Source organism: cf. Phormidesmis sp. LEGE 11477 (assembly GCF_015207105.1).
Classification (GTDB): Bacteria; Cyanobacteriota; Cyanobacteriia; order Phormidesmidales; family Phormidesmidaceae; genus Phormidesmis.
Genome location: NZ_JADEXO010000034.1, coordinates 1 through 17,546 on the forward strand (window position 1 = coordinate 1; position 17,546 = coordinate 17,546).

Here is a 17,546-nt window from a genome sequence, read left to right on the forward strand (position 1 = left end):
CTTTGGGATCTTTTCGATACCAGTAGTTGTAATCGATTTGGGTCAGCGGGGCTTCTGATTCTGAATGGTTGAGCACAACGTCAAGAATAAGTCTCATACCGCGAGCATGGCATTCATCAACTAGCCGCTTTAGATCGGCAGGCTTGCCATAGCTAGAGCGTAGAGCGAAGTAGTGCCGCAGGTTGTAGCCCCAGCCAATCTCCATTGGGCAAGACTGCACAGGCATGAACTCTAGGGCATTCACTCCCAATTCTTGAAGATAATCGAGCCGATCAAGGATGGTTTGAAACGAGCCCTCGCCCTCTTTTTTGGTGAAGTCTTGAACCAGCATTTCGTAGATAATTAACTCGTCTGGATTAGGCAAATCGACATCATCCTGCTGCCATACATAATCATCGATAATAATCTCGCCATCTTTGATGCGAATAATGCCTTGCTGCTCAGATTCGTCTACTTCGGTTGCGTATGGATCAATCACATATGTCCATTCGTCTATATCTAAAAAAGGACTCTGAGACTTTACTCGAAACTTGTAGGCGTATCGACCATCTTCTAACTCAACCGTTGTCCGAAAATAGCCGTCGTCCCCCTTTTCCATTTCGGCTATTGAGTCTTCTAAGAAATCACCAACTAAAGATGCTTTTGGGTTGTAAGGAGCCCAGAGCTTGAATTCGATGGAATGCTTCATGAGATTGCTAAATCATGGATGTGCGATCGCCTACAAAAACCGCCTACAGACAAAAAAGCTGTCAAAGCGATTTGCCCAAGAAAATACCAGGTTTATAGCTACCAACACCTCTATCCGTAGACAGCTATTGATTCGTCTCAATCTTGACCCCAGTCTTAACCCAAGCTTCACCTCAAATTCAGTCTATAGACATGCTCTTGGGCATCCTAAGCAGGCGCACTAGGAAAGGACTATGCATCCGTCAAAACCAAATATTGCTCTGCTAATCGATGCAGACAATGCGCCAGCCCACGAGATTGAATCTATCCTCACTGAAATTACCAAGCATGGCGTTGCCAATATCCGCAAAGCTTATGGCAACTGGACTAAGCCTGCTCTAAAGCCTTGGGAAGATTGTCTGCATGAATACGCTATCCTACCGGTACAACAATTCGACTACACCAAAGGCAAAAATGCAACAGATGCAGCCTTGATTATCGATGCGATGGATTTGCTATACACTCATAAATTAGATGCCTTTGCCATTGTCTCTAGCGACTGCGACTTCACGCCGCTAGTCATGCGAATCTTGGCCAACGGACTAAAAGCTTACGGTTTTGGAGGAAGAAAAACGCCTTTACCATTCGTGCATGCGTGCTCTACCTTCTTATATTTAGAAGATAGTAAGAAAAGCAAGAAGACCACCAGCACGGCTACTTCAAAGGCAGGAAAGACAGCCGAGAAGACCGCCCAAAAGAAAACAGGAAAAGAATTAAAGCAAGATACGGTGTTAATGAATTCGCTGAGAAAAGCGGTCGCTGAAACTCAAAACGGTCAGAAGTGGTCCGGGCTTTCGCAAGTAGGTAGCTACCTCAGACAGAAGTCTTCGTTTGCGCCACAAAGCTATGGATACGCTAGATTTATCAGCTTGTTTGAGGCGACAGGCTCGTTTGAGATATGCCGCAAACCGTCCGGCGTATACATACGCTGCAAGAAGTAATAATATCCAAGTCACGACTGTCTCTTCACGCTAGGCTTTAGCTAACAAAGGAGCTGCTTTTAACAAAGTCTTGGTATAAGAATGGGCTGGCGCGCTGAATATCTGTTCTGTTGGGCCGATCTCTACAATCTTACCGCTGTTCATCACGGCAATGCGATCGCACAAATATTTCGCCACCCAAAGATCGTGAGTGATAAACAAATATGTCAGCGCCAGCTCGTCTTTGAGATCTAGCATCAGCTCTAGCACCTGAGCTTGCACGCTGGCATCTAGCATACTGACCGGCTCGTCGCAGACCACCAGCTTGGGCCGCGTAATCAAAGCGCGGGCGATCGCCACCCGCTGCTGCTGCCCGCCCGAAATATCGCCTGGATAGCGATCATAATAGTCTTTTACAGGGGTTAGCCCGACCCGCTCCATCATCTCGCTTACTTTTTTTCTAGCTTCAGCTGCGTTCGCTAAACCATGAATCAGCAGCGGGTCAGCAATGCCTCGACCGATTGTCATCATCGGGTTTAAGCAGGCGTGCGGGTCTTGAAAAATCATCTGAATATCGCGCCGTTTTTCCTGCAAAGCTGAGCGCGATAGCTCGGTAAAGTCTTCTCCTTGGAACGTGATCTGGCCAGAGGTGGGCTCGACAATCCTCAGCAGCGTTCGTGACAGCGTGCTTTTCCCACAGCCCGACTCTCCGACTAATCCTAGAATCTCCCCTGGATAGAGATCCAACGAGATACAGTCTACGGCTCGAATTGGCTCGGGCGGCTCCTGGCGCAGAATCTTTCCCAGCAGCCCCTGCTCTAGAGCGTAGTGCTTTGTCAGCTTTTCTAGGCTCAAAATTGGCTGATCCTGTGAGGCGATCGCCGCTGAATTCTGTGCGCCTGCCGACTGTAGCTGATGCGCTGCGGCTAGCAACATTTGGGTATAGGGTGCTTGCGGGTTATAAAATACGTCTTCTTTTGGGCCGCTTTCTACTAGCTTGCCTTCGTACATCACCGCTATGCGATCGCAATACTCTCCGACCAGCGCCAGATCGTGAGAGATCAAGATCAGGCCCATGTTCCTTTCCGCGCAGAGCGCCGTTAGCATCTCTAAGATTTGGGCTGAGACAGTCACGTCTAGGCTCGTTGTCGGCTCGTCGGCTACGATCAGCTTCGGATTGAGAACAAGTGCCAGAGCGATCGCTACCCGCTGCCGCATGCCGCCGCTAAATTCATGCGGATACTGCGCCCACCGCTCTGGTGGAATATTCACCGACGCCAGCGTCGCTACCGCAATTTTCTTCGCCTGCTTTTTGCCTAGTTGGGGCTGGTGCGCTAGCAGCGTTTCTAGGCAGTGCTCTCCAATCGTCATCAGCGGATCTAGCCGAGTCATCGGATCTTGAAATACTAGAGACACTGCCTCTCCGCGAAACTTTCGCAACTCTGAGGGCGAGAAATCGATCACCGATCGCCCCTCAAACAGGGCCTGCCCTTCTACTCTTGATCGGTTGGGCAGCAGCCGCATTACCGCTCGCCCTAGCGTACTTTTTCCACAGCCCGATTCACCTACTAGCCCTAGCTTCTCTCCTGGCTGCAGTGAAAGCGACACCCTATCCACCGCCCAATTCAAAGGCCCTGGGTAAGACACCCTGAAGTCTTTTACTTCTAGTAGAGGGGCGGTTTGCCTAGGGCGATCTAGAGAGGGTAGAGAATCAGTCATAAGATTCAAACAGCGAGTGGCATAGTCAACAGAGAAGCGCACAAAGACATAAGCCCATTAGCCTAGTTCATTCGTCATGGCGATCGCAAACTGCTGTAGCTGATCGAGATGGGCCTTTAGCTGCGATCGCACCTGTGCTAGGGTCTCTGGCGATCTAGCTGTTCTCAGCTTCATGCCTTCGACGCTCATCAATCGTAGCCGCCGATGCGCTTCTGTTTGATAGGGGCGAAGTGATTGCTCAACTGCCGGAGAGAGAGCAGCGGCCTCAATCGCTGCGATAATAGCTCGAAACTGAGGCTGCATCACAGCAGTCTGCTGCAAAATTATCGCCGTGTTTTCATCCTCGTCTAAGACTAGCTGCTGAAGCTGACTAAGCGATCGCACCCATTCGGCTAGCTGATCCCCAAGATATTGCATAGAAAACTATATAAAGCGAACAGCCAAAACTGTATTTCTACCCAAGTTCTTGAGATTAAAGGGACAGTTTTGTTTATGATTAATCATCGCCTTAGCTGTGCTCAAGACTACACAGGTTCTGTATAGGTTCTATGCAAATAGCCTTTACAAGGAATAAAATCAAGACTTAACTAAACTTATATTTATTTGTCATCGTTTGTGTATTCCGTTTCTGCCCAGTTTCATTTGTCTTTCTCGTAGGTGCATGTTCCATAGCTCTATAAAACGCCTGAACCTAAAACGCCTGAACCTAAAACACCTGAACCCGAAACGCCTGAGCCAGCAAATTATTTTTCACACGAAGTCAATTATTCGCGATCACATTGTGGTTTTTATTTCTCTGTAGTGAATTCTGCTTCAATTAACTTAATTCTCCATAGCAAAATACTCTTCCACTCCTTCCTTTTTTGTAAACCTCATACTTGAAAACGAGCGTGTGCCGCTATGATCGCAACCTCAACCGCCGCCCTTCCTGCCGATCTTCCTAAAGACTGTTCATTGCCAGACTGGCTGTCATCTTGTCTGCTAGAACAAGGAGCGACAGGCGAAGCAGCTTCACCTGGTGCGATCGCGCCCACTGATTCCTTAAGCGAGCCCTCAGAACTCGCTCCGCCGCCAGCTAGCGGCAATCAGCTAGTCTGCCGCGCCTTTGAATTTGCCTATCAGCTTCACAAAGGGCAGATGCGAGCGTCTGGCGAGCCATACATTGCTCATCCAGTTGCCGTTGCTGGGCTGCTGCGTAGCCTAGGCGGAGACAGCGCCATGATCGCAGCCGGCTTTCTACACGACGTGGTAGAAGATACTGAGGTCACTGCCGATGAAATTGAATCTATCTTTGGCGCTGAAGTTCGCCACTTGGTTGAAGGTGTTACCAAGCTCTCCAAATTCGAGTTTGATAGCAAAACCGAACAGCAGGCCGAAAATTTTCGCCGTATGTTCTTGGCCATGGCCAAAGATATTCGTGTCATTGTGGTAAAACTGGCCGATCGCCTGCACAATATGCGGACATTGCAGCACCTGCGCCCAGCCAAGCAGGTTAGGATCGCCCGTGAGACGCTAGAAATCTTTGCACCACTGGCGAATCGTTTGGGGATCGGTCGCTTTAAGTGGGAACTCGAAGATCTTTGTTTCAAATATCTAGAGCCTGACGCTTATGAAGAGCTAACTCGGCTAATTGTTGATAAGCGTACCGATAGAGAAGAGCGTTTGCAGCAGGTGGGTCATGTTTTAAAAGAGGGCATTGGCAAACTGGGCATTCAGTGTAAAGACGTCAGCAGTCGGCCCAAACATCTCTACAGCATTTATAAAAAAATGCAGAACCAGAGGAAAGAATTTCAAGAAATCTACGACATTGCTGCGGTGCGCCTTATTGTCAACAAAAATGATGAATGCTATCGCGCCTTAGCCGTTGCTCACGATCTCTATCGCCCCATTCCTGGACGATTCAAAGACTATATCGGACTGCCAAAGCCAAACCGCTATCAGTCGCTTCATACGGTGGTCATGGGCCCTCACGGTCGCCCGATCGAAGTGCAAATTCGCACCGAAGAAATGCACCACATCGCCGAATACGGCATCGCTGCTCACTGGAAGTATAAGGAATCTGGTAACAGCCATACCGCGATTAACCCAGACGAAGAAAAATTCACCTGGCTGCGGCAGTTACTCGACTGGCAAAACGAGTTTAAAGACGCCCAGGAATATCTTTCAGATGTCAAAAACAATCTCTTTGACGAAGAGGTTTACGCCTTTACGCCCAACGGCGATGTCGTACCGCTTAGCCGAGGCGCGACGCCAGTTGATTTCGCCTATCGCATTCATACCGAGGTCGGCAATCACTGTGCGGGGGCCAAAGTCAGCGGTCGGATTGTGCCGCTCAACACCGAGCTGCAAAATGGCGACATCGTTGAAATCATCACGCAAAAGAATAGCCACCCTAGCCTGGACTGGCTGAACTTTGTCGTCAGCACTGGCGCGAGAAACCGAATTCGGCAGTGGTACAAGAAATTTCACTGGGAAGAGAATCGCGATCGCGGCCATGCCATGCTAGAAAAAGTCATGGGCAAAAGCGGCCTCGACGCCATGCTCAAAACGACGCCAGCTCAGGCTGTGGCCGAACGCTGCAACTATTCTTCGGTCAACGATCTGCTCGCGGGCCTAGGTCACGGCGAAATCACTTTGAATGCAGTCGTTAATCGGCTACAAGAAGCCATCAAAGAGGCCCAGCCTGCCCAGGTCGAAGAACCGGCTTCTCTAGAAAATGAAATCCCGGCGGTCAAAGCCCCGGCCAATCGTCAAACGGCGCTAGATCACGCCCCCATTGCTGGGTTAGAAGGCTTGCTACACTACATCGCCGGCTGCTGCCATCCGATTCCTGGCGAGTCTATCTTGGGCATCGTCTCGACCGGTGGCAGAGGTATCGGCGTTCATAGACAAGACTGTCGTAATATCAAAAGCATTCCCGGCGATCGCTTGATCCCCCTGCGTTGGAACGATGCTGAGAGCACTGCTGGCCAGCCAGACACCTACCCCGTGCAAATTCGTATTGAAGTAATCGACCGGGTGGGCGTGCTCAAAGATATCCTTACCCGTCTGTCTGATCTCAAAGTCAACGTCCACAAAGCAGGGGTTAGAACCCACCCCGATCAGATTGCCGATATCGATCTGGGCATCGACATTCGCGATCACGCTCATCTCAACCAGACATTCGCCCATATCCGCAAGCTGTCGGATGTGCTTAATCTCAGACGCATCACCGCCGTTGATTAGCTTTTACTTAGCTGCAGCGTCCTACCAAGTTAAAGCTTTCTGTTGAGTTAAAGTCCTTTGCCAATTCTCGCTATCCTACTCTTCTCATCTTTTGGCTTCCAATCCCTTACTCACTCTCTCCTACGAGCCGGCTTTTGCTAGCCTCGGCCCAGACTATTACGATGAGGTGACGCCCGCCACCTTTCCCAAACATATTCTGCGCTTCCGTAATGATGCGCTTTTGCCAAAGGTAGGGCTATCAGTCGAGGAAGTAAGCGATCGCGACTTCATCGAGGCGTTCGGCCAGTTTCAAAGCAAACAAACCGATCACTACAGCGCCTTTCTGGCGCTGCGCTATCACGGCTATCAGTTTCGCAGCTATAACCCTTTTATAGGCGATGGACGCGGCTTCTTGCACGGACAGGTGCGCGGCATCGATGGCAGACTCTACGATTTTGGTACCAAAGGATCAGGGCCGACGCCCTACTCACGCGGCGGTGACGGACGGCTAACGCTCAAAGGCGGCATCCGTGAAATCCTGGCATCCGAAGCCCTGCACGCCTTAGGTGTCAACACCTCTCGCACCCTGAGCCTGATTGAAACGGGCGAGTCGCTTCACCGGGGCGACGAACCTTCTCCGACGCGCTCATCAGTGATGGTGCGCTTTAGCCACTCACATATTCGCTTTGGCACCTTCGAGCGGCTGCACTATATCAAGCGCCCCGATCTGGCCAAAAATCTGCTCGATCACGTCATCGAAATTTACTACCCGCATCTGCTCACCGTCGCAGCAGAACAAGACCGCTACGGCCAGTGGTTCGCTGAACTAGCCGAAAGGTTGGCTACGCTCGTGGCACAGTGGATGGCGGCTGGATTCTGCCATGCCGTGCTCAACACGGACAATATGTCGATTACGGGTGAAAGCTTCGACTATGGGCCTTTTGCCTTTATGGAAGAATACGATCCTCGGTTTACCGCTGCTTACTTCGACTATTCCGGCCTTTACTGCTACGGTAATCAGCCAGGTGCGTGCTACTGGAACCTAGAAAAGCTAGCAGTTGCCTTAGACGGCGTTGTCGACTCGGCGAATCTAGAGGCTGGGCTGGCCCAGTATCAGCCAAAGTATGCCGAAGTTTACTGCGATCGCCTCCTCCAAAAGCTAGGGTTTGCCACCGACATCGCCTCACAGCTCAGCCCGACCGCAGTCCGCGATCTGGTTAGTCAAACGCTCACCCTACTTGAAACGACTCGCGTCGGCTACCACGACTTTTTCCTCACCCTCACCGAACAGTTCACTTCGCACTGGCAAACTGACCCAGAGCACATTCTCTCATCTACCCTAGAAAACTCCGACCCCCAAGCCGCTGAACAGCTCAAACAGTGGCGCAGCCTCTATCAGCACACGCTCAGCCAGCTACCCCCAGAGGCGATGACCAGTGTGCAGGAATGCCTACGCGAAACTAATCCCAAAACAGTCTTGCATCGGCCAAAGATAGAAGCGGTATGGGCACCCATTACTGAAGAAGATAACTGGCAACCTTTCTACGAACTATTGAAAGGCGTACAGAATTCTATGGTCTAGGAGTTCGTCTTCTACTCATAAGCCGACGGCTGCCTACGACCAGAGCACCTGCTACAATTCCCCAGAAAGCCGAGCCTATATTCAGCAATGCCATACCAGAGGCAGTTACCAGAAACGTGACTAGCGCCGCTTCACGCTCATTTTCTTCAGACAGTGCGATCGCTAAGCTCTTCCCAATTGTGCTTAGCAAAGCAAGACCAGCAATTGTGAGTACAAGCTCTTCTGGAAGCGCTGAGAATAGGCCCACGACCGTGGCTCCGAAAATTCCCACAATTATGTAGAAAACGCCCGCAGCCATAGCCGCTATGTACCGTTTGTCAGCGTCCTCGTGGGCTTCTTTGCCCATGGTAATGGCCGCTGTGATCGCAGCGAGGTTAATAGCAAACGCACCAAAAGGAGCAAGTATCAACGTCGCTACACCCGTCCAGCCAATCAACGGCGAAATCGGCGTGTTGTAGCCAAATGCTCGAATAGTAGCTACGCCTGGTACGTTCTGGGAAGCCATCGTCACCACAAACAGCGGTAGGGCAATACCGATGATTGCTGTGACTGAGAACTGAGGTGTCGTAAATACAGGCTGTGCCAACTGCCATTTCACAACTTCTAATTGCAACAAACCTTGCCCGCCCGCAATGAGCCCGCCGACAATGAGCGCAGCTAGGATAGTGTAGCGAGGGACAGCCTGACGCACAAGCAAATAAACGCAAAACATGGTGAACGTCATCACGAACTGGGTTTGCATCGCTACGAACACGTTCAGGCCGAAACGCAACAGAACGCCTGCTAACATCGCCGAGGCTAGCGGTAGCGGAATCAGGTTTATCGCCCGCTCAAACCAGCCTGTGAAACCACAAAGGGTGATCAACGCAGCGCAGACTAAGAACGCGCCGATCCCCTCAGCCATAGAGACGCCGGACGCCGCCGGAATTAACAGCGCCGCACCTGGCGTAGACCAGGCCGTTACGACAGGCATCTTGTATCGCCACGACAGTAAAATACTCGTGAGTCCCATCCCTAGCCCGAGTGCCCATATCCACGATCCGATCTCTTCAGGAGATGCGCCTAATGACTGGGCTGCTTGAAACACAATGACCCCAGCACTGGTAAAACCGACGAGCACCGACACGAACCCAGCGATGAGGGCCGATAGTGAAAAGTCTTTAGCAAATGTCATAGGCCAACGCCTTTACAAGACAGCGCTAGTCTATAGCCTGTAGCTCAATGCTCGCTTGGACAAAATTGACTTTCTAGCACCCACCTTTAACCGCTACCTCTTTTAGCCCCTTTTGTTACTCGCCTTTCGATACTGACCAGGTGTCATGCCATACGATTGCTTGAAGACACGATTAAGATGACTTTGATCGTAAAAGCCGCAACGGATGGCAATGGCTGCTATCGATTCTTTGCCTGAAAGTGCCTGTTTCGCTCGTAGAAGCTGACATTGTTTTTTGTAGCCGTGCGGAGGGAGTCCAACCTGCTGGTGAAAGCACCGGATGAGGTAGTAGGGATTGAGGTTCACTAGCAAACCAAGCTCATCAGTTGAAGCAGGCTCTGCATAATGCGCTTCGAGGTAAGCCTTGACTTGTTGAACGGCCTTGTGCTCAGGCTTCAAAGTACGACAGGCTGAAAGCGGCTGAAGATGCCTAGACAATAATTTTGCAAAAAAGTGAAGTAAATAGGATTGTTGTTCTAGTGCCTGAAAATAGGATCCTGTCAAAGAGCTAAACGCTTGCTGAAAAGCACTCTGGAGCGATGGATCATCTACCACTATCTTGGAAAAGCAAGGTAGGCTGGCCTGCTGTGGCCACTCTAGTTGATCCATAAACTGTCTTAGCGCAGACGGTGTAATGTAGATGTTTTGAAAGAACCAACAATCGCTATTTGCTGCGACTTCGCCAGTGTGTACCTCGATTGGATTTATACAGTTAAAGCTACCTGGATGGTGATGGTGCTGTCGGCTTCGATGAATGCACTGCCCTGCACCACCGCGATTCATTCCTATTGTGTAGGCGTCGTGGAAATGTTTACCAAACCGATGATGATGCAGTTGCGCCTCGTAGCATTCGATGCCGTGAAACGACGTTTGCCAAAGCTGAACTCTATCTACTTTGTCTGAACGTCTAGTCATCCATCACAATCTCAGGCTACCGATAGTAGCTTAGGCTGCTTCAAAGCAACTACCGGTAGGCGATGATTACTGGCAGCGATCGCACACGCCATGCACAGTCACCTCATAGCTCTCCATCTGCAATCCGCTTCTTAGCTGCGAAGCGTCCATCTGCTGAAACTGCTCCCAAGGAATATCCTCAATCGCGCCGCAGTGCTTACAGCGAAAGTGGTGATGCAGACCTACATTGGCATCGTATCGACATACCCCTTCTTCTAAGAGCACGTCGCGGATCAGCCCTACATCTCTCAGCGCCTGAAGCGAACTGTAGATAGTCGCCTGCGAAGATTTAGGGCCATCCTGATTCAAGTCCTTTAAGAGCTGCTCAGCGGTTGGATGATCTTGCCTGCCTAGCAGATTGGCGTACACAGCAAACCGTTGTGGCGTCACTCGTAAACGCTTCGCCTTTAGCGTCTGCACAATTTGGTCTGCTTGTTGTGACATCGGCCCTGTCCTCAATCTCAGTTACATAGACAGTCTGAAAGCAAATCTAGACTGCACACCTAGACTTCATACTTAGACTCTGCATCTAGTAATACAAATGTAACACCTACTTCTTAGAATTACACATATATCATTTATGTTCCTACAACTTACTAATTCCTTGAGTTGATAAATTTCTAAATAAGAACTATTCTTAGATAAGTTGAGTGCGCTCGTTATTTGGCCCCTATTAACTGAATAACTCACGCCGCTCATTTCCATTTGTTCATCACCTATCAGGAGCTTGCTTTTATGAGTCTCGACAAAAAGGTCCCTAACGTCGTTTTCAAGACTCGCGTCCGCGATGAGTCTGTAGAGGGTCCAAACCCTTACCGTTGGCAAGACACGACTACTAAAGACATCTTTGCCGGTAAGAAAGTCGTTGTTTTCTCTCTTCCGGGTGCATTCACACCTACTTGCTCCTCCAACCACCTACCTCGCTACGAAGAACTGTTTGACGAGTTCAAAGCTCAGGGCGTAGACGAAATCTACTGCATCTCTGTTAATGATGCCTTCGTCATGTTCCAGTGGGGCAAACAGCAAGGCGCTAATAAGGTAAAGCTACTGCCCGATGGCAACGGTGAATTCACTCGCAAAATGGGCATGCTCGTCGACAAGTCCAATATCGGCTTTGGCATGCGCTCTTGGCGCTACTCCATGCTCGTCAACGATATGACGGTCGAGAAAATATTTACCGAGCCTGACTTTGGCGACAACTGTCCTACTGATCCCTTTGAAGTTTCCGATGCAGATACCATGCTTGCCTACTTGAAGGGCGAAGACGCGCCTGGTGTGGTTGAAGCAATCAAAGAGTTTGTGGGTTAAGTGCTGTTTGGCTGAAGCCAAATTCAGTTCCAAATTCAGTGAGAGAGCCAGGAAGATTTAGTAAGCAATCTTACTTTTATCTTCCTGCTTCTCTTTTCTTACTTTCTACTCTCTCTACTACTCCTAAAGCCGACTACTCCTAAAGCCGCCATGAAACTCAACAGCGCTAATATCGAAACCAGGCTAGACACTCTCTACGATGCTGTCGTGATCGGCGGTGGCATGGGTGGACTCTCCGCAGCTATTTACCTCGCCCGCTATGGTCTAAAGTGCCTAGTGATCGAAAAGGGTAGAGGTCGCTCTATCTGGATGCAAGAGACGCGAAACTATTTAGGCATCGACCCTGACACGCCTGGTTGCAATATTGTTAGCCACGGCACTAAGCAGGCTGTGGGCTGGGGTGCAGACCACCTCAGAGCCTTTGTTGAAAAAGTAACCGATGAAGGTGAGACTTTTGCCATCGACATAAAGGTAGGCAAAAAAAGCAGCAAGTATTACACCCTGCGGAGTAAGTATGTTATCGCCGCTACGGGCGTGATGGATGTCTTGCCGCGTCTAGACGATATGCAAAACGTCTATAACTATGCAGGCTATACCCTTCATGTCTGTATGATCTGCGATGGGTTCGATATGTGGGATCAAAAAGCTGTTCTGATCGCGGGCAAGGAAGCTCAGATCAATGCTGCTTTTGTTCTCAACTGGTTCACGCCTTATATTTCCGTACTCACAGATGGGAAATTCTCTGTGAGCGCTGCTATGAAAGCTAAGCTAGCTGAGCACGGATATCCTCTATACGAATCACCGATCGCTCGCTTTGAAGGTGAAAACCACAAGATGAGTGGGGTTACGCTTGCTGATGGCACGCTAGTTGAGGCGACCACTGGCCTGATTAGCATGGGCTCTATCTATCACAACCACTATCTTAAAGAAATCGATGGGCTGACCTGGGATGGTGAAAATCTGGTCACTAATGATATGACCCAGACAACCCACGAGCGTATCTTTGCGCTGGGCGATCTTAAGCAAGGGCTTAATCAAGTGACTATTGCCGTGGCCGATGGGACTAAAGCAGCTACTCAGATCTGGCGTAATATCCGCCGAGCGAGCGAGCCCCGGAAGTGGGAAGCCAACATAGAGAAAGAGACAATTAAACGGGCTGCTGTTGCTGCTCGCTAACCGTTGAAGGCATGCTCTCCCATACCATGAGCACTGCGCCCCAACCACCTGATTAAACCTCTACCTGATTCGCTCTCTAAAGGGTAAAAAGTATAGTCCCGGTCGCAGTAGCACCAGTGGATCAGTTCATCTGACAAAGATTCAGATGCTACAGACTCATGCATTCGAGGTCGAAGCCTCCCTCCTAGAGGAATTTCGAGTCAGAACGCTGCCAGCCGTGTCGCTTTTGATGCCACCGCCATGCATGGGTAATAATGTCTACTAGTTCTGGGTAGCGGGGCTGCCAGCCCAGCAGACTAACTGCCTTATCGCTACTACCAATCAAGGCGGGCGGATCGCCTGCTCGTCTAGCTTCTTCGAGTACTTTAATAGGGCAGCCTGTGACTGCTTTAGCCGTCTCAATTACCTGACGGACTGAAAAGCCATTACCGTTGCTTAAGTTGACCTTTTGGCTAGCATTGCCCTGCAAGAGATAGTCTAGACCCAACACGTGAGCATCCGCTAAATCGCTTACGTGAATATAGTCTCGAATGCAGGTACCATCTGCGGTAGGGTAATTAGTTCCAAAGATCGAGACGGCATCGCGCTGCTGGGCTGCGGCTTCTAGCACCAACGGAATCAGGTGCGTCTCTGGCGTGTGGTCTTCTCCTAACTGGGCAACTGGGTCTGCGCCCGCCGCATTGAAGTAGCGAAAGCAAACCGATCTCAAACCATAAGCTCGGTCGAAATCATCTAAGATTTGTTCAACCATCAGCTTGGTTTGACCATAGGGATTGACTGGCTGCTTAGGATGCGTTTCCAGGATTGGCAGCGTCTCAGGAACGCCATAGATAGCGCAAGTTGAAGAAAACACCAGCTTGTTGATGCCTGCATGAATCATCGCCTCTAGAAGCGTCAGCGTAGCGCAAACGTTGTTGGCGTAGTACTTGATGGGATTGGCGGTAGATTCACCGACGTAGGCATAGGCGGCAAAATGGATCACTGCTGCGATTGAATAGGTCGAAAAGAGGCGATCAAGTAGGGCGCGATCGCCGATATCACCCTCAACTAACTCGGCTGTTAAAACGTTCTCAACTAGGTCGCGATGTCCATAGACGAGGTTGTCAAGTATCACAGCCTCGTATCCGGCTGCCTGTAGAGCTTTAACGGTGTGAGAGCCAATATATCCACCCCCACCTGTCACCAGCACTGTTTTTGCTTTCAATCTCACCTAACCACGAATACGTAGAGACTGAAATTATAGATGCACTAGTCATCAATAAGCTGCTAAAAACATGGAGAAATATATGAAGTAAACGATGCAATCTGTTTCTTACCAAGCGCCGTGGCCGCTTAATAACGGTCTGCTAATGACGCTCTACGCTGGCCTGCGCGCTGGCCATCAGTGGGAGAAGACACTCACAGAGCCCGAACCTGTTTATCAAGAGAAGATTTTCACAGGTGCTCAAGCTGTCCCTATATTCGGCTTAGTCGCTGTTCCGCCCCATCCAGTCGGTACGGTGGTCGGCACTTATGGTATTACCGGCGATTTAGAAGACCAATGGTTCCTCAAACTAATGGCCCGCAAAGCCTATGCTCGCGGCTATGCGGTCGTGATTTTTGACTGGCGTGCCCACGGCAAAACGGCAAAGCTCTCACCGACATTGACCTCTGATGGACTCTATGAAGGGGAAGATTTTGTTCGGATTGCCGCTGCTGCTAAGAAAATGGGGGCTCCAGCACCATTTTGGTTCACAGGATTTTCTTTGGGGGGGCTGCTGGCACTATGGGGTATAAAGGCAGCGCAAGAGCTGTCTGAATGGGGCACTGATCTAGAGATAGAAAGTGAGGAAATTGCTGGGGGGGCGGTGATTTGTCCGGCTTTAGAATCGCTGCGATCACTTACCTATCTTATGCAGGCCCCCTTAGGTAAATATCTAGAAAAAGCCATCACCCGCAAGCTTAAACAGCTACTTGCTCAGCTACAAGCAGACCACCCTGATGCCTTTGACCCCGCTACGGTAGATCGCGTCGATAGCATTTGGTCTTTTGACCAGGAAATAGTTATTCCTCGGCTCGGTTTCAAGTCTGTTGCTGACTACTATATAGCGACCAGCGGCCTTTATATCTTGCCAGCGCTCACCAAACCGACGCTGATTCTGTATGCCGCAGACGATCCGCTCTTCGATCCAACATTAGTTCCAGATATTGAGGCTGTCTGTGCAAAGAACCCAGCCATCAGGTTAATTATGAGCAAGCAAGGGGGCCATGTGGGCTTTATTAGCTCGCCTATGTGCCAGCGAGAATACCGGGACACCGATCAGTGGTGGGCATGGAACAGAATTCTAAGCTGGTACGACCATGGCATGATCCAAGGTGATTAAAGACTCAAAAGCGGTGAGGACCTGTAAAGGTAATAAAGATCGAAGACCAGCGTTTGAAGACTGAGTGAGGTTTCAGATCTTTTACTTCATGTAAATATTGTTCATTTGTTGCAGAACTTGCTATGGAAGGTACGAAAACTTAATAGGCGTGGCCTATGCTGTATTGGGTCGTACTCTACCTAAACAGCCTTCTTTACCAGCCTTTGTTACCTCATTCCTTACAAAGGACGTCTATGAGAAGCATTCACCATAGCTCAGCAAGGACGATACACATTAAAGACCCCCAAAGCATGTCAGCAGTCTCCTGGTCAGCGAAAGAAACGCTACGTCTTGCCAAACTCCGAGATTACTGCATCCTAGATACGCTTCCTGATACCAACTACGACGAGATCGCCAAGCTAGCAGCTGATACCTGCCGGACACCAGCAGCCTTAGTTACCCTGGTCGATGCCGATCGCCAGTGGGTAAAAGCTAAAATAGGTGCTGATATCAGCGAAACACCGCGCTGTGTGGCGTTCTGCGATCAGGCTATTCGACAAGTGAACACGCTAATTGTCGAGGATGCTATGCAGCACCCACAGTTCTGCAATAACCCCCTGGTGGTAGGCCCACCCTACATCCGATTTTACGCTGGCCATCCGCTGATTACACCGGATGGCTACGCGCTAGGTACGCTCTGTGTGCTTGACTATCAGCCGAGACAGATAGCCGCGCAGCAGGTAGAGGCGCTGAAGGTACTCAGCCGTCAGGTTATGGCACAAATGGAGCTGACCCGCCAAAGCCAGCAGCTTCAGCGAGTCAACGACAGTTTAGAACAGCGCATAAAAGAGCAAACTAACAGCTTAAGAGCTTCTTTGCACAGCCTACTCAAAGTCCAGACTGCCTTGCTCAAACGTGAAGCTGCCTCACGTCACAACGCTTTGCACGATCCGCTAACTAGCTTGCCCAACCGCAGCTACTTTTTACAGCGTTTAGAGCAGTCTGTTCAGCTAGCTCAGCGTGACCTCAATCATCAGTATGCTGTTTTGTTTATTGACCTTGACAGCTTCAAACCAGTCAATGACACGCTTGGGCATGAAGTGGGTGACCAGCTACTGACCCACGTTGCCCATCGAATCAAGCGGCTGCTTCGCAAAAGCGATTTGGTCGCACGGCTAGGTGGCGATGAGTTTGCCGTTTTACTAGATAATATTGCTGGGAGGGAGGAGGCGATTACAGCAGTTAGACGCATCCAATGGCATCTAGAGCAGCCATTTGCAGTTGCAGATCGACAGCTCTCGATTTCTGCGAGTATTGGTATTACCTTAAGTCAGATAGGCTATCAGAGAGCAGAGTCGGTTCTAAGAGATGCTGATACTGCTATGTACCAGGCTAAACGCCAAGCGAAAGAAAGAAGTCAGATGCAGATGGACCTTCAGCTCAAACAGCAGGAGAACCAAGTCAGCGCGCCGATTGTCATTCAAACAGATAGCCACAGTGCTCAGCAGTTTGTGGTATTTGACAACCATATTAAAAATCGAGTTCAAACGCGCCTAAGCCTGGAAAATGAATTACGCCAAGCGCTGATCTCCGATCAATTTAGACTGCACTATCAGCCTGTCTTCGAACTGAGCACCCAAAAGATAGCTGGCCTAGAAGGATTGCTGCGCTGGAATCGTCCCAGGCGGGGATGGATCTGTGCAAAAGAATTTATTCACGTCGCAGAACAAATCGATGTGGTTCACCGGCTTTCACCTAGTTTGATCAATCAAGCATGCCAGCAGCTAGCAAGGTGGGGTTTTTCAAAAGACGATCCCCCTGGCATTGTTCGTCCTGACTTCTTGCAAAAGTCCTGGGAAAAATCTAAGAACACGATGCGATCGCCTCATATTGCCACAGACTTCAAACTGCACCTTAATCTCTCTGCGACCCAGCTGCGGTCGTCTCAGCTAGTGGCTCAGTGGCAGACCGCGCTCAAAAAGCACCGGATCTGTGGCTCACGCTTTCAGCTAGAGATTGACGAGTCGCTGCTGCTTACCGAGGAACCTACCATTGCCGCTAATCTAAAGTCGCTCAAGGCATTGGGCTTAAGTCTTTGCGTAGACGGCTTTGGCAAGGGACACTTTTCTTTTAGCCGACTGCATCAGCTAGAAGTAGATGCCTTAAAAGTTGATTCGACCTTTGTTGCTCAGGCTTTTGCTCAAAAGAATAGCGCTGCTATGCTTAAAACGATTAGCAACTTTGGTCGAAGCGCTAACCTTAGCGTGATTGCCAGCGGGGTAGAAACCATCCAACAGTTCAAACTGCTGATTTCGCTAGGCTATCGACTGGGCCAGGGGAACTGGCTAGCCAATGTTTTGGCTTCTGAGGATATTGAGCCAGCGATCTTAAGGTGAGTCCTT

The 17,546-nt window shown here is 50.0% G+C and carries 14 protein-coding genes; 7 read left to right on the forward strand and 7 right to left on the reverse strand.

Annotated elements, in window-relative coordinates:
• A partial coding sequence (locus IQ256_RS11880; protein ID WP_255516200.1) for an alpha-amylase family glycosyl hydrolase occupies positions 1–688 on the reverse strand: 688 nt, incomplete at its 3' end.
• A gap of 232 nt (positions 689–920) precedes the next feature.
• Between IQ256_RS11880 and IQ256_RS11885 the strand changes: the two genes are divergently transcribed.
• Positions 921–1,667: an NYN domain-containing protein gene (locus IQ256_RS11885; protein WP_193855763.1), complete on the forward strand. Its 747-nt coding sequence runs from the start codon at positions 921–923 to the stop codon at positions 1,665–1,667.
• A 30-nt stretch (positions 1,668–1,697) separates the two neighbouring features.
• On the opposite strand, the gene IQ256_RS11890 is transcribed toward IQ256_RS11885, so the two are convergent.
• Together IQ256_RS11890 and patD are read right to left on the reverse strand one after the other, a co-directional pair.
• Positions 1,698–3,365 (reverse strand): ABC transporter ATP-binding protein, encoded by a 1,668-nt coding sequence (locus IQ256_RS11890; RefSeq protein WP_193855764.1) that lies wholly within the window; start codon positions 3,363–3,365, stop codon positions 1,698–1,700.
• A 57-nt stretch (positions 3,366–3,422) separates the two neighbouring features.
• On the reverse strand, positions 3,423–3,782 hold the full coding sequence (gene patD, locus IQ256_RS11895; protein ID WP_193855765.1) for a heterocyst frequency control protein PatD: 360 nt from the start codon (positions 3,780–3,782) through the stop codon (positions 3,423–3,425).
• A gap of 483 nt (positions 3,783–4,265) precedes the next feature.
• On the opposite strand from patD, the gene IQ256_RS11900 reads away from it, so the two are divergent.
• Both IQ256_RS11900 and IQ256_RS11905 read left to right on the forward strand, forming a co-directional pair.
• On the forward strand, positions 4,266–6,590 hold the full coding sequence (locus tag IQ256_RS11900; protein WP_193855766.1) for a bifunctional (p)ppGpp synthetase/guanosine-3',5'-bis(diphosphate) 3'-pyrophosphohydrolase: 2,325 nt from the start codon (positions 4,266–4,268) through the stop codon (positions 6,588–6,590).
• Between the two features lie 91 nt (positions 6,591–6,681).
• Positions 6,682–8,151, forward strand: coding sequence for a YdiU family protein (locus IQ256_RS11905; protein WP_193855767.1), 1,470 nt, complete (start codon positions 6,682–6,684; stop codon positions 8,149–8,151).
• Here the strand turns inward: IQ256_RS11905 and IQ256_RS11910 are convergent.
• The 3 genes from IQ256_RS11910 to IQ256_RS11920 form a co-directional block, all read right to left on the reverse strand.
• Positions 8,141–9,325, reverse strand: a complete 1,185-nt coding sequence (locus tag IQ256_RS11910; RefSeq protein ID WP_193855768.1) for a benzoate/H(+) symporter BenE family transporter — start codon at positions 9,323–9,325, stop codon at positions 8,141–8,143. The two genes, IQ256_RS11905 and IQ256_RS11910, sit on opposite strands and share 11 nt — an antisense overlap.
• 102 nt (positions 9,326–9,427) lie before the next feature.
• The gene (locus IQ256_RS11915) at positions 9,428–10,279 is read right to left on the reverse strand and encodes an AraC family transcriptional regulator (RefSeq protein ID WP_193855769.1); all 852 of its coding nucleotides are present in this window, start codon (positions 10,277–10,279) and stop codon (positions 9,428–9,430) included.
• Positions 10,280–10,345: 66 nt separating this feature from the next.
• The gene (locus IQ256_RS11920; protein ID WP_193855770.1) at positions 10,346–10,762 is read right to left on the reverse strand and encodes a Fur family transcriptional regulator; all 417 of its coding nucleotides are present in this window, start codon (positions 10,760–10,762) and stop codon (positions 10,346–10,348) included.
• Positions 10,763–11,053: 291 nt separating this feature from the next.
• Here IQ256_RS11920 and IQ256_RS11925 point away from each other — a divergent pair, with 291 nt between their 5' ends.
• The gene (locus IQ256_RS11925; RefSeq protein ID WP_193855771.1) at positions 11,054–11,626 is read left to right on the forward strand and encodes a peroxiredoxin; all 573 of its coding nucleotides are present in this window, start codon (positions 11,054–11,056) and stop codon (positions 11,624–11,626) included.
• Between the two features lie 150 nt (positions 11,627–11,776).
• A complete protein-coding gene (locus IQ256_RS11930; protein WP_193855772.1) occupies positions 11,777–12,802 on the forward strand; it encodes an NAD(P)/FAD-dependent oxidoreductase in 1,026 nt (341 codons plus the stop codon).
• A gap of 184 nt (positions 12,803–12,986) precedes the next feature.
• Here IQ256_RS11930 and galE read toward each other — a convergent pair whose 3' ends face one another.
• On the reverse strand, positions 12,987–14,012 hold the full coding sequence (galE, locus tag IQ256_RS11935) for a UDP-glucose 4-epimerase GalE (RefSeq protein ID WP_193855773.1): 1,026 nt from the start codon (positions 14,010–14,012) through the stop codon (positions 12,987–12,989).
• Positions 14,013–14,100: 88 nt separating this feature from the next.
• Here galE and IQ256_RS11940 point away from each other — a divergent pair, with 88 nt between their 5' ends.
• Positions 14,101–15,165, forward strand: a complete 1,065-nt coding sequence (locus tag IQ256_RS11940; protein WP_193855774.1) for a YheT family hydrolase — start codon at positions 14,101–14,103, stop codon at positions 15,163–15,165.
• A gap of 290 nt (positions 15,166–15,455) precedes the next feature.
• A complete protein-coding gene (locus tag IQ256_RS11945) occupies positions 15,456–17,540 on the forward strand; it encodes an EAL domain-containing protein (RefSeq protein WP_193855775.1) in 2,085 nt (694 codons plus the stop codon).
• Positions 17,541–17,546 lie beyond the last annotated feature (6 nt).